Genomic DNA, 12699 nt, shown 5'->3' on the forward strand with positions numbered 1-12699 from the left:
AAAAACAAAACCGCCGCGAAATCCGACAGGATTCCGCGGCGCGATGGCTGCAGAGATTTTTAAATTGCCCGGATCACTCCGAAGGCATGTCCAGCGTGCGGCTGAACCAGAGGGCAATCAGCGTGCAGAGCGCACCCGACATCAGGTAAATGCCGACGGCGAAAAGGCCGAATTTGGACGAAAATCCGAGCGCAACGAGCGGCGCGAAACCGGCGCCGATCAGCCAGGAAATATCCGAGGTGAGCGACGCGCCGGTATAGCGGTACTCACGGCTGAAACGGGAAGCAAGCGCACCGCCCGCCTGACCGAAGGACAGGCCAAGCAGCGAAAAGCCGATCAGCACAAAGAGATAACGGCCAATATCACCGGAACCAAGAAGAACCGGCGCAACCAGACTGAAAAGACCGATCAGCACCGCCGCGATGGCCAGAAGCTTCCGCCGGCCGATCCTGTCGGCCAGAATACCGGAGACCACAATCATTCCGCCGGCGATGATGGCGCTGACGAATTGCACGAACAGGAAGTCCGAGACACGCTGGCTGGTGTTGAGCGAAACCCAGCTCAGCGGGAAGACCGTGACGAGATGAAAGAGCGCAAAGCTTGCCAGCGGCACGAATGCCCCCGTCACCACGACCGGAAACTGCGAACGCAGCATCTTAAACATGGGGCGCGGTTCCAGCTCGTGCTGTTCCAGCATGGCCTGGAATTCCGGCGTCACGATCATGCGCAGGCGGGCGAAGAGCGCGAGAACATTCAGCGCCAGCGCCACGAAGAACGGGAAACGCCAGCCCCAGGCGAGGAATTCCGCATTGGAAAGCTGCGTCACGAAGACGATGAAAAAGGCGCTGGCGAGACCGAAGCCCATGGCCGCACCGATCTGCGGCATCATGGCGTACCAGCCGCGTTGTTTCTGCGGTGCATTCATGGCGAGCAGCGAAACCAGACCGTCCCATGCGCCGCCGAGCCCAAGGCCCTGGCCGATGCGGAATACCGCCAGAAGACAGGGGGCAAGTATGCCCGCTTCCGCATAGGACGGAAGAAAGCTGATCGCCATGGTGGAACCACAGAGCGTGAAGAGGGCGGCCATCAGCTTCACGGCGCGCCCGAATTTGCGGTCGATCTGGAGGAAGATCAGCGAGCCGATTGGCCTTGCGATAAAGGCCAATGAGAAAACCGCGAAGGAATAGAGCGTCGCCGTCAGCGGATCGACGAAAGAAAAGAAGACGTGGGGGAAAACGAGCGCGGAGGCGATGGCATAGATGAAAAAGTCGAAGAATTCCGTCATTCTCGCAAGAATGACCGCAATCGTGATGCGATCCGGATCGACCTTGACGGGACCGGCCCCATTTCCGTTCGCCTCCGGCGCCTGCCCAAAGGATGGAGCAGCATTCGTATAACTCATAATATCCCTCCTGCGTCATGGACGAACCATTTCCTGTAACGCGCCGGCTCCTCTTCCGTTGCGTTACGATGCGACGGATTGTCACACGCACCCTACGTAACGTCAATTGAAGTTTGGCAATAAAGGGTTGCCCAGTCAGCCGACCATGCGATAATGCACGCGCTCCGTCCTTAAACGCAGCTCTGCCCGAGACATGGTGCATCGCGAAGGTTTCGCTGCACCGCGACAATATACCTCATTTGAAAAATGATGTTCGGCAATTATTCGCGGCATAATCCAAACTGTACGAGTTCAAAGAACGTGCGCACGATCAAAAAAATCCTATCCGCCCTTCTGGCAATCCCGGCTCTGCTGCTGCTCAGCGGCTGTAACCTCGTGGTGATGAACCCTTCGGGCGACGTCGCAATCCAGCAGCGCGATCTTATCATCACGTCCACGGTCTTGATGCTGCTGATCATCGTCCCCGTCATCGTCCTGACGCTTTTCTTCGCTTGGAAGTATCGGGAATCGGCAAAGGCCGAGGATTACGATCCCGAGTGGCACCACTCCACGCGCCTTGAAATGGTGATCTGGTCGGCTCCGGTCGCCATCATCCTGATGCTCGGCACGGTGACCTGGATTTCCACTCACCGTCTCGACCCCTATCGCCCGCTGGAGCGTATCGACGAGAACCGCCAGGTGACCGCCGATGTCAAACCGATCACGGTGGAAGTGGTGGCCATGGACTGGAAGTGGCTGTTCTTCTATCCCGAACTCGGCATTGGCAGCGTCAATGAATTCGCCGCTCCGGTCGATGTTCCGATCAATTTCAAGATCACCGGCACGACGGCGATGAACTCCTTCTTCGTTCCCGCGCTCGCCGGCCAGATCTACGCCATGGGCGGCATGCAGACCAAGCTGCACGCCGTCATCAACAAGGAAGGCGTCTATGACGGCTTCTCGGCCAACTTCTCCGGCCCCGGCTTCTCCCACATGCGCTTCAAGTTCCACGGCCTCAGCCAGCAGGGCTTCGACCAGTGGGTTGCCAAGGCGAAAGAGGGCGGCAAGGGCTTCGGCCGTCAGGAATATCTGGAATTCGCCAAGCCTTCCGAGCGCGAGCCGGTACAATATTTCGCTTCGGTCGATCCCGAGCTCTACAGTGCCATCCTCAACCGCTGCGTCGAGCCCAACAAGCTCTGCATGCGTGACATGATGCATATCGACGCCAATGGCGGCGGCGGCAAGGAAGGCATCGATATCGCCAAGGCGCTGAACTCCGTCGTCTGCACGCCGCTTGCGCCCTTTGGCGTCGCCAGCGGTCCCCAATCCACTCCGGCTGCGCTCGAAGGACAGACTTTCGAGCCTGCGGCGCTGCCGGAAACGAAACAAGTCGCTGGCTGACGGATACGTCCCGGCATTATGCGGCGCGGCCAATGGCTGCGCCGATCTTATGTCTTAGAATCGCAAGAGGCTAAAAATGATCGTCAATTCCGATCAAACGTCGTTCCTGTTCGGGAAGCTGACATGGGAGTCCATCCCGCTTCACGAGCCCATTCTTGTCGCAACCTTCGCGGCCGTGGCTCTGGGCGGTATCGCCGTCGTCGGCGCCCTCACCTATTTCCGCCTCTGGGGCTATCTCTGGAATGAATGGTTCACGAGCATCGATCACAAGAAGATCGGTATCATGTACATCATTCTGGCGCTCGTCATGCTGCTGCGCGGTTTCGCCGACGCCATCATGATGCGCGTCCAGCAGGCGATCGCCTCGGGCGGATCGGAAGGTTACCTTCCGCCGCACCATTACGACCAGATCTTCACGGCCCACGGCGTTATCATGATCTTCTTCATGGCCATGCCGATGATCACGGGTCTGATGAACTTCGTCGTGCCGCTGCAGATCGGCGCACGCGACGTTTCGTTCCCCTTCCTCAACAACTTCTCCTTCTGGATGACCACGGCCGGCGCCGTCATCACCATGATCTCGCTGTTCGTGGGTGAATATGCGCAGACCGGCTGGTTGGCCTATCCGCCGCTCTCCGGCATCGATGGAAGCCCGGGCGTCGGGGTGGATTATTACATCTGGGGTCTGCAGATCGCCGGTGTGGGAACGACGCTATCGGGCATCAACCTGATCGTGACGATCATCAAGATGCGCGCGCCTGGCATGACCATGATGCGCCTGCCGATCTTCGTCTGGACGTCGCTGTGTTCGAACATCCTGATCGTGGCCTCCTTCCCGATCCTGACCGGCACGCTCGCCCTTCTCACCCTCGACCGTTACGTTGGCACCAACTTCTTCACCAACGATCTCGGCGGCAATCCGATGATGTATGTCAACCTCATCTGGATCTGGGGCCATCCCGAAGTCTACATTCTGGTGCTGCCGGCCTTCGGCGTCTTCTCGGAAATCGTCTCGACCTTCTCCAACAAGCGCCTTTTCGGTTATGCCTCGATGGTCTACGCCACGGGCGTCATCACCATCCTCGCCTATATCGTGTGGCTGCACCACTTCTTCACCATGGGTTCCGGCGCAAGCGTCAACGCTTTCTTTGGCATCACCACGATGATCATCTCGATCCCGACAGGTGCGAAGATCTTCAACTGGCTCTTCACCATGTATAAGGGCCGCATCAAGTTCGACGTTCCGATGCTCTGGACCATCGGCTTCATGATCACCTTCGTCATCGGCGGCATGACCGGCGTTCTTCTCGCCGTTCCGCCGGCGGACTTCGTGCTGCACAACTCGCTGTTCCTCATCGCCCACTTCCACAACACCATCATCGGTGGCGTCGTGTTCGGTGTGCTTGCGGGTATCGTCTACTGGTTCCCGAAGGCATTCGGATACCGGCTCGATCCTTTCTGGGGCAAGCTGTCCTTCTGGTTCTGGTTCATCGGCTTCTATTTCGCCTTCATGCCGCTTTATATTCTCGGCCTGATGGGCATCACCCGCCGTATCAGCCAGTTCGAGGATAATTCCCTGCAGATCTGGTTCGTGATCGCCGCCTTCGGCGCCTTCCTGATCGCGCTCGGCATCGCCTCCTTCGTCATCCAGCTTATCGTCAGCTTCCTGAAGCGCGACAAGCTGCGTGACGTGACCGGCGACCCCTATAACGGCCGTACGCTGGAATGGTCGACATCGTCACCGCCACCCGCCTACAACTTCGCCTTCACGCCCGTCATCCATGATGTCGACGCCTGGGCGGATATGAAGAAGCGCGGTTACAACCGTCCCAAGGAAGGCTTCATTCCGATCCATATGCCGAAGAACACCGGCGCGGGCGTGATCATCAGCGCCATCAGCGTAGTTCTCGGCTTCGCCCTGGTATGGCACATCTGGTGGCTTGCGGCTCTGTCGATGCTCGCCATCATCGCGGTCTCCATCGCCCATACCTTCAACTACAATCGCGATTATTACATTCCGGCTTCCGACGTTTCGACGGTCGAGGCGGAACGTACCAAGCTGCTCGCGGAACAGGCGTAACGGAACATGTCTCATACACCTGCACAAAGCGTCGACGGCGCTGAACCACCGGTCTTCTACCTGAAGGAAGACCATCACCCGGAGAATGGCACCTCGCTGGGCTTCTGGCTCTACCTGATGAGCGACTGCCTTATCTTCGCGACGCTGTTTGCCACCTATGCCGTTGTCGGCCGCAACTACGCGGCCGGCCCTTCCGGCGCCGACCTCTTCGACCTGAAGCTGGTGGCGATCAATACCGGCTTCCTGCTTTTCTCCTCCATCACCTATGGCTTCGCCATGCTGGAAATGGAAAAGCAGAAGGTAAAGGCCACGCTGGTCTGGCTGGGTGTGACCGGCCTTTTCGGCCTCGCCTTCCTCGCCGTCGAACTCTACGAGTTCCATCACCTGATCGCGGAAGGCGCCGGTCCGCAGCGTTCGGCGTTCCTGTCGGCCTTCTTCGCGCTGGTCGGCACGCACGGTCTGCACGTCACCTTCGGCATCATCTGGCTCGTCACGCTGATGTTCCAGGTCGCCAAGCACGGCCTGATCGCGGCAAACAAGCGCCGCCTGATGTGCCTGTCGATGTTCTGGCACTTCCTTGACGTCATCTGGATCGGCGTCTTCTCCTTCGTTTACCTCATGGGAGTTCTTTGATGAGTTCCGAAGCACACGCACATCACGACGCGCATGGCGACGACCATCATCACCATGATGGCGCAAGCCACGGCACCTTCAAGAGCTACATGATCGGCTTCGTCCTGTCGGTTATCCTGACGGCGATCCCCTTCTGGCTGGTCATGGGTGACGTTCTTGAAAACAAGACCCTGCTGGTCATCGCCATCATGGGTCTCGGCGTCATCCAGATCTTCGTGCACATGATCTACTTCCTGCACATGGACACCAAGTCCGAAGGCGGCTGGACCTTCATGGCGCTGATCTTCACCGTCGTGGTGCTCCTGATCACGCTCTCCGGCTCGCTCTGGGTCATGTACAACATGAACAAGAACATGATGCCGCTGCACATCGAGGATGTGAAAAACCTGCCCTGAGCAGCAGAGACCTACGGCCTGCCGGATTTCCGGCGGGCCGCCTTCGCGCCAACACATAACCCCATGAATCGTGGTGCGATTTATGGGGTTATTTGCTGAAAAAAGCGCATGCGGGCGCTAGAGTTTTTTCGCTTTTCTTCGAATCGCGAAAACACTCTAACTCTTTGTTTTGGCGCATTTCCGGACGGAAAACCGGGTTCCACTTTTCCTGGAAATGCTCTAGGAAACCCGCCAAAGCAGACTGGTTTCTGCCAGGCGCGCTTCGCAAGGACCGTGACATGAGCGAAACCACACCCCATAACCGGCGCATCCGCCCTGCGGCCATCGTCGTCCTGTTCCTGACCGTTGTTCTGACGGGTCTGCTGCTCGCGCTCGGCACATGGCAGGTCAAGCGCCTGTCCTGGAAACTCGATCTTATCGAGCGGGTCGAAGCCCGCGCCCATGCCGATCCCGTCGACGCCCCTGCCGCCAAAGAATGGCCGGTGCTCGGCGATCCGGCGGAATACGAATATCGCCGTGTGAAACTGTCCGGCACCTTCCTCAATGACAGGGAGGTACAGGTCTATACGGTCACGGACCTCGGCCCCGGTTACTGGGTGATGACGCCGCTCAAGCGCGACGATGGCTCCAGCATCATCGTCAATCGCGGCTTCGTGCCGTCCGACAGACGCGATCCGTCCTCCCGCCAGGAAGGCGAACCGGCCGGAAACGTCGAGATCGTCGGGCTGATGCGCGCCCCCGAAACCGGTGGGCTTTTCCTGCGCACCAACGATCCGGCAAATGGCCGCTGGTATTCCCGCAACATCCCGCAAATCTCGCAGGCATCCGGCCTTTCCGATGTCGCGCCGTTCTATGTCGATGCCGATGCAACCCCCAATCCGGGCGGCCTGCCGGTCGGCGGCAAGACCATGCTCACCTTCCCCAACAACCACCTCTCCTATGCCGTTACGTGGTATATTCTGGCGGCGATGGTGGTGGCTGCGGGCTGGTATGTCCTGCGCAACCTCAACGCCCCCAAACCGAAGGGGGACGAGGACTAAGCAGCCGGTTTTACCGGATGGTTCATAAAAGCACTTCCTTCTTCACGTTTTGCTGATCTATAACGACAGTTCGGCCTGACATTGCCCGTCGGCGCATTTTGTTTCGGTGAGTTATGGCAAGAGCATTTCTTCTCGTTCTGGATTCCTTCGGCGTCGGCGGCGCACCCGACGCGGAGCGCTATGGCGATCTTGGCGCAAACACGCTCGGCCATATCGCGGAATTCTGTGCAGCAGGCGCTGCCGACAAAGCGGGGCTTCGCTCCGGTCCGCTGAAATTGCCGAACATGTGTTCGCTCGGCCTGCTGGAGATTGCGCGGCGGGCAAGCGGCGACATTCCCGCCGGCATGGAACCGCCCGAGCGCATTTTCGGCCTGCACGGTTCCGCCAGCGAAATCTCCAAGGGCAAGGATACACCTTCCGGTCACTGGGAGATCGCCGGTACGCCCGTCACCTTCGACTGGGGATATTTCCCGACGGAAGGCGATGCGTTTTCGCCGGAACTGGTGGAAGCGATCTGCAGGCAAGCCGATATTCCGGGCATTCTCGGCAATTGCCATGCTTCCGGCACCGAGATCATCGCTGCGCTCGGCGAGGAGCATATCAGGACCGGTAAACCGATCTGCTACACCTCATCCGATTCCGTTTTCCAGATCGCCGCGCACGAAACGCATTTCGGTCTGGAGCGGCTCATCGCGCTCTGCGAGACGGTGCGCAAGCTGCTCGATCCTCTGAATATCGGTCGCGTCATCGCCCGCCCCTTCATCGGCGAGACGGCCGCGACCTTCGAACGCACCGGCAACCGCCGCGATTTCTCCGTTCTGCCACCGGAACCGACCCTGCTCGACAGGCTTGTGGAGGCCGGCCGAAAAGTGCACGCCATCGGCAAGATCGGCGATATCTACGCCCATCAGGGCGTCTCGCGCATCATCAAGGCAAATGGCAACAGCGCCCTGATGGATGCGACATTGCAGGCTATCGATGAGGCTGAAAACGGCGATCTCGTCTTCACCAATTTCGTCGATTTCGACATGCTTTACGGCCATCGCCGCGACGTTGCCGGTTACGCCGCCGCCCTTGAGGCCTTCGATGCGCGAATCCCCGAAATCCATCGCAAGATGGCGCCGGGTGACATCGCCCTTCTGACCGCCGATCACGGCTGCGACCCCACATGGCGAGGCACGGACCATACACGGGAAAGGGTGCCGATCATGGCATTCGGGCCGGGCATTCGCTTGCGCGATGTCGGCATCCGTTCAAGCTACGCCGATATAGGCGAAAGCATCGCTCACCATCTTGGCATCGAGGCCGGTTCTCACGGCAGGAGCTTCATTTGACATCGCATTTGCTGAAAGCGGAAATTCACTGCCACATCGAAGGTGCGGCCCCGCCCGCCCTTGTCGCTAAACAGGCGGAGAAATACGGCATCGACACCAGCGGTTTTCTGCGGAACGGCCAATATGTCTGGTCGGATTTCGCCGAATTCATCCGTTGTTACGATGCGGTGGCGCAGGTGTTCAAGACGGATGAGGACTATGCCATCCTGACTGAAACCTATCTGACCGAACTTGCCGAAGCCAATACCATCTATAGCGAGCTGATCATTTCGCCCGATCACGGCGACCGCATCGGGCTTGGCGCCGACGCCTATCTGGCCGGCATTGCCGAAGGCATCCGCATCGCAAGGGAAAAGACGGGGATCGAAACCCGCATCATCGTCACCGGTGAGCGCCACTTCGGCCCGGAGCGGGTAATCGCCGCGGCCGAATATGCGGCACGCGCCCAACATCCGCTGGTGACGGGCTTCAACATGGCCGGCGAAGAGCGCATGGGCCGCGTCGCCGATTATGCACGCGCCTTCGACATCGCCCGCGATGCCGGCCTTGGGCTGACCATTCATGCCGGCGAGGTTTGCGGACCGGAAAGCGTTACCGATGCGCTCGATCTCGTCAAACCGTCCCGCATCGGGCATGGCGTGCGCGCCATCGAAGATGCCGGTCTCATCGCCCGGCTGGCCGAGGTGGGAACGGTTCTGGAAGTCTGCCCCGGCTCGAATATCGCGCTCAACGTCTATCCTGATTTTGCCAGCCACCCGCTGAAAGCTCTCAGCGACGCCGGGGTGCGAGTGTGCATCAGTTCCGACGACCCGCCATTCTTCTTCACCTCGCTTGCGCGGGAATATGCGCTGGCTGCGGACGAGTTCGGCTTCAGCGATGCCGAGATCAACCGTATGACACGGACCGCACTGGAATGCGCCTTCGTGGACGAGGAAACACGCGCGCGACTGCTTGCGAAACTCGATGGCGCCTGACGCTGCGGTTCGCGGGGTAAAACCGCGAAGAAGGCTTGCGAAAAACGCACTTTCGGTGAATTACAGGGCATAAGATAAAAGGAAGGCCAGTTTCATGGACGGCGTCACAGTCATCGAACATCCGCTGGTGCGGCACAAACTCACTATCATGCGCAAGAAGGAAACTTCCACGGCCGGCTTCCGCCGCCTGCTCAGGGAAATTTCGACGCTGCTCTGCTATGAAGTGACGCGCGACCTTGAGATGACGATGGAAACCATCGATACACCGCTTGAAACCATCGAGGCCCCCGTGCTCGAAGGCAAGAAGCTGGTTTTCGCCTCCATCCTGCGCGCCGGCAACGGCCTCCTGGAAGGCATGCTCGAACTCGTGCCTTCGGCGCGTGTTTCCCATATCGGCGTTTATCGCGATCATGACACGCTGGAAGCTGTCGAATATTACTTCAAGGCTCCGGAAAGTCTCGATGCGCGCCTGATCATCGTTGTCGACCCGATGCTCGCGACCGGCAATTCCTCCATCGCCGCCGTTGAAAAGCTGAAGGAGCGCGGTGCGAAGAACATCCGCTTCCTGTGTCTGCTGGCGGCGCCCGAAGGCATCAAGAATTTCCGTGAAGCGCATCCCGATGTGCATATCTACACCGCCGCCATCGACAGCCATCTGAACGAGAAGGGTTATATCGTTCCCGGCCTCGGGGACGCCGGCGACCGCATGTATGGCACCAAATAACGCCGTTCATCATCGCTTAACCGTTTGAGCCATTCGCCGCCTCCACCAGCGGCGAATGGCTTTTTATTTTAAGGTTTCAGCATGTTTTGCGTCTATTCTGGGCAAGAATAACCTGCCCCTGGAGGAGCAAAGACTTGCTGACGCGCGCGATTTTTCTGCTTGTTGGTCTTTCGGTCGGTGCCACGCAAATTCCGGCGCTGGTGGAAAAGTTTCAGCCGCGCCCGGAAGCAAGCATTGAGAAAGCGGAAGTCAGACCCGAAGCAGCCAAACCGGAGTCCGTTTCGCTGGGCGGCGTCAATCTGAAAGCGGATGCCCGCGGCCACTTCAACGCCACCTTCCGCATCAACGGCAAATCCTTCGACGGGCTTGTCGATACCGGCGCTTCCATGGTCGCCATCAACGAGACGATTGCGCGCCGGCTCGGTTACGGCGTCAACAGCCTCGATTATAAATATGCGATTTCAACGGCCAATGGCCAGACCATGGCCGCCTATGTGAAGCTCGACCGGGTGGAGATCGGCGCTATCCGGGTTCAGAATGTCGACGCCATGGTGCTGAAGGACAATGCGCTCGGCAACATGCTGATCGGCATGAGCTTCCTGAAACAACTATCGTCCTTCAAGGTATCGGGCGGCGAGATGCGGCTGGTCAGGTGATCCGCTCAAGAACGGGCGCACCAATCTCCGGCGCGCTGTCAGCAAATCCGTAGCAGGTCGCTACCCTTTTCACCGCACGTTCTGCTTCCTCCCTGGAAGCAGCATGGACAATGGCGATCGACTCGCCCTTTTCCACTTTTGCACCGAGCGGCAGAATATCCGAGATACCGACGGACGGATCGATCGTGTCCGATGGCTTTCTTCTGCCGCCGCCGAGTTCGACGACAACCATGCCAAGATCGCGCGTGGCGCAGGAGGCGAGCAAACCGCTGCGCTCCGCCAGAACCGGAAGAATGACCGGCGCTGATGGCAAATAGCGCGACGGGCGCTCGACGAAATCCGATGGACCGCCCAGTGCCGAAGCCATCCGTGCAAAGATTTCCAGCGCCCGGCCGGAGGAGAGCGCAGCCGACGCCAGCGCCTCTCCTTCCTCCAGCGTGGCCGCCTTTTGCGCCTGCACCAGCATTTCCGCCGCAAAGGACAGGACCACCTTTTCAAGACGGGTGTCGGCCTTGCGACCGGCCAGAAAATCCAGACAATTGACGATTTCGACCGCATTGCCGGCGGCATCGCCAAGCGGCTGGTTCATGTCGGTTATCAGGGCGGTTGTCGGCAGGCCCGCGCCATTCGCCACATCGACCAGCGCGCGGGCCAAATTGCGGGCATCCTCAACGCTCTGCATGAAAGCACCGCTGCCGACCTTCACATCAAGAACCAGCGTCTGCAGCCCGGCTGCAAGCTTCTTCGACAGGATGGAGGCCGTGATCAGCGGTATGGAATCGACCGTCGCGGTCACATCGCGAATGGCATAGAGGCGTTTATCAGCGGGGGCGAGATCGCCCGTCTGGCCGATGATGGCGCAGCCGACCGTCTTTACCGTCCGGCGGAACAACACCTCGTCCGGCATGACGTTGTAACCGGGGATCGCTTCCAGCTTGTCCAGCGTGCCGCCGGTATGGCCAAGGCCCCTGCCGGAAATCATCGGCACGGCGAGACCGCAGGCAGCAACGATGGGGGCGAGCATCAGGGAGACATTATCGCCAACACCGCCGGTGGAGTGCTTGTCCGCCACCGGCCTGCCCAGATCGCTCCAGGACAGGACCTCACCGCTGTCGCGCATCGCAAGCGTCAGCGCCACCATCTCATCCCGGGTCATGCCGCGAAAGAACACCGCCATGGCAAAGGCAGCCGCCTGCCCTTCCGAGATGCCGTCTTTCGAAAGCGCTTCTATGAAAGCGGCAATCTCCCGAGGCTCAAGTGACAGGCCATCGCGTTTGCGCCGGATGATTTCCTGCGGGATCAAGCTCAATACCCGCTGGCGGCCTTGGCGGGCTCGCCGCCGGCCAGCACGTTCAGCACATCATCGAGAACACCGGAAGCGCCGAAACGGAAGGTGGACGGCATGGCCCAGTTGGGCGCCATGATGGTTTCCGCAAGCCTGAGGTAAAGCGTGGCGTCCTCCACCGTGCCGATACCGCCGGCGGGCTTGAAACCCACCTTCTGCCGGCTATCGCGGATCGCCTGCAACATGATGTCGGCGGCCTCCAGCGTGGCATTGATGGCAACCTTGCCGGTCGAGGTCTTGATGAAATCGGCCCCTTCGGCAATGGCGAGTTCGGATGCGCGACGGATCAGCGCCTTGTCCTTCAACTCGCCGGTTTCAAGAATGACCTTGAGCAGCACGGGTGCAACGCAGGCCTTGCGAACGGCGGCCACCATGGTAGACACCGCCGTTTCATCGCCGGCTATGAATTTGCGATAGGGAATGACGAGATCGACTTCGTCAGCGCCGTCGCGGATCGCCGCCTCGGTTTCGGCAACCACGGTCGCGATGTCGAGATCGCCCGAAGGAAAATTGACGACCGTGGCGATGCGGATAGCATGGTCTTTTCCGAAAGCAGCACGGGCCTGCGCCACGAAGCGCGGCCAGATGCAGATTGCAGCCGTATTGCCATATTCCGTATGCGCGCGCTGGCACAGAGCGGCGATCTGCTCGGGCGTGCAGTCTTCCTTGAGATTGGTAAGGTCCAGCAAGGACAGGGTGAGGGCAGCCGCTTCGCGCGGACGCTGGAGTTCCATGG

At 59.6% G+C, this 12699-nt stretch carries 12 protein-coding genes; 9 read left to right on the plus strand and 3 right to left on the minus strand.

What is annotated here, in order from left to right:
* Positions 1–73: 73 nt before the first annotated feature.
* Positions 74–1402 (minus strand): MFS transporter, encoded by a 1329-nt coding sequence (locus I3J13_RS05355; RefSeq protein ID WP_196378199.1) that lies wholly within the window; start codon positions 1400–1402, stop codon positions 74–76.
* 249 nt (positions 1403–1651) lie between these two features.
* On the opposite strand from I3J13_RS05355, the gene cyoA reads away from it, so the two are divergent.
* From cyoA to I3J13_RS05400, 9 genes are all read left to right on the plus strand, one after another.
* Positions 1652–2782: a ubiquinol oxidase subunit II gene (cyoA, locus tag I3J13_RS05360; protein WP_080852864.1), complete on the plus strand. Its 1131-nt coding sequence runs from the start codon at positions 1652–1654 to the stop codon at positions 2780–2782.
* A 76-nt stretch (positions 2783–2858) separates the two neighbouring features.
* Positions 2859–4862 (plus strand): cytochrome o ubiquinol oxidase subunit I, encoded by a 2004-nt coding sequence (gene cyoB / locus I3J13_RS05365; protein ID WP_080852865.1) that lies wholly within the window; start codon positions 2859–2861, stop codon positions 4860–4862.
* Between the two features lie 6 nt (positions 4863–4868).
* Positions 4869–5495, plus strand: a complete 627-nt coding sequence (gene cyoC / locus I3J13_RS05370) for a cytochrome o ubiquinol oxidase subunit III (RefSeq protein WP_003524364.1) — start codon at positions 4869–4871, stop codon at positions 5493–5495.
* The gene (cyoD, locus tag I3J13_RS05375) at positions 5495–5890 is read left to right on the plus strand and encodes a cytochrome o ubiquinol oxidase subunit IV (protein ID WP_003514416.1); all 396 of its coding nucleotides are present in this window, start codon (positions 5495–5497) and stop codon (positions 5888–5890) included. The genes cyoC and cyoD overlap by 1 nt, the downstream gene beginning before the upstream one ends.
* A gap of 278 nt (positions 5891–6168) precedes the next feature.
* Positions 6169–6930, plus strand: a complete 762-nt coding sequence (locus I3J13_RS05380) for an SURF1 family protein (RefSeq protein ID WP_196378200.1) — start codon at positions 6169–6171, stop codon at positions 6928–6930.
* A gap of 113 nt (positions 6931–7043) precedes the next feature.
* Positions 7044–8264 (plus strand): phosphopentomutase, encoded by a 1221-nt coding sequence (locus I3J13_RS05385; protein WP_196378201.1) that lies wholly within the window; start codon positions 7044–7046, stop codon positions 8262–8264.
* The gene (locus tag I3J13_RS05390) at positions 8261–9238 is read left to right on the plus strand and encodes an adenosine deaminase (RefSeq protein ID WP_196378202.1); all 978 of its coding nucleotides are present in this window, start codon (positions 8261–8263) and stop codon (positions 9236–9238) included. The genes I3J13_RS05385 and I3J13_RS05390 overlap by 4 nt, the downstream gene beginning before the upstream one ends.
* A 94-nt stretch (positions 9239–9332) precedes the next feature.
* On the plus strand, positions 9333–9962 hold the full coding sequence (upp, locus tag I3J13_RS05395; RefSeq protein WP_003524359.1) for a uracil phosphoribosyltransferase: 630 nt from the start codon (positions 9333–9335) through the stop codon (positions 9960–9962).
* 134 nt (positions 9963–10096) lie between these two features.
* Complete coding sequence (locus I3J13_RS05400) at positions 10097–10618, plus strand: TIGR02281 family clan AA aspartic protease (protein ID WP_174055829.1); 522 nt, start codon at positions 10097–10099, stop codon at positions 10616–10618.
* Here I3J13_RS05400 and deoA read toward each other — a convergent pair.
* Both deoA and deoC read right to left on the minus strand, forming a co-directional pair.
* Positions 10611–11927 carry a thymidine phosphorylase gene (gene deoA / locus I3J13_RS05405; RefSeq protein WP_196378203.1) on the minus strand — a complete coding sequence of 439 codons (1317 nt, stop codon included), beginning with the start codon at positions 11925–11927 and terminating at the stop codon, positions 10611–10613. The two genes, I3J13_RS05400 and deoA, sit on opposite strands and share 8 nt — an antisense overlap.
* Entirely contained in the window at positions 11924–12697 is a 774-nt protein-coding gene (deoC, locus tag I3J13_RS05410) for a deoxyribose-phosphate aldolase (RefSeq protein ID WP_196378204.1), read from the minus strand. The genes deoA and deoC overlap by 4 nt, the downstream gene beginning before the upstream one ends.
* Positions 12698–12699 lie beyond the last annotated feature (2 nt).

Source organism: Agrobacterium leguminum, from assembly GCF_015704895.1.
GTDB classification, from domain to species: domain Bacteria; phylum Pseudomonadota; class Alphaproteobacteria; order Rhizobiales; family Rhizobiaceae; genus Agrobacterium; species Agrobacterium leguminum.

Coding starts and splice junctions, on each gene's coding strand:
- I3J13_RS05380 (WP_196378200.1), top strand. CDS start 6,169: ATGAGCGAAACCACACCCCATAACCGGCGCATCCGCCCTGCGGCCATC.
- cyoB (WP_080852865.1), top strand. CDS start 2,859: ATGATCGTCAATTCCGATCAAACGTCGTTCCTGTTCGGGAAGCTGACA.
- deoC (WP_196378204.1), bottom strand. CDS start 12,697: ATGGAACTCCAGCGTCCGCGCGAAGCGGCTGCCCTCACCCTGTCCTTG.
- cyoA (WP_080852864.1), top strand. CDS start 1,652: ATGTTCGGCAATTATTCGCGGCATAATCCAAACTGTACGAGTTCAAAG.
- cyoC (WP_003524364.1), top strand. CDS start 4,869: ATGTCTCATACACCTGCACAAAGCGTCGACGGCGCTGAACCACCGGTC.
- upp (WP_003524359.1), top strand. CDS start 9,333: ATGGACGGCGTCACAGTCATCGAACATCCGCTGGTGCGGCACAAACTC.
- cyoD (WP_003514416.1), top strand. CDS start 5,495: ATGAGTTCCGAAGCACACGCACATCACGACGCGCATGGCGACGACCAT.
- I3J13_RS05385 (WP_196378201.1), top strand. CDS start 7,044: ATGGCAAGAGCATTTCTTCTCGTTCTGGATTCCTTCGGCGTCGGCGGC.
- I3J13_RS05355 (WP_196378199.1), bottom strand. CDS start 1,402: ATGAGTTATACGAATGCTGCTCCATCCTTTGGGCAGGCGCCGGAGGCG.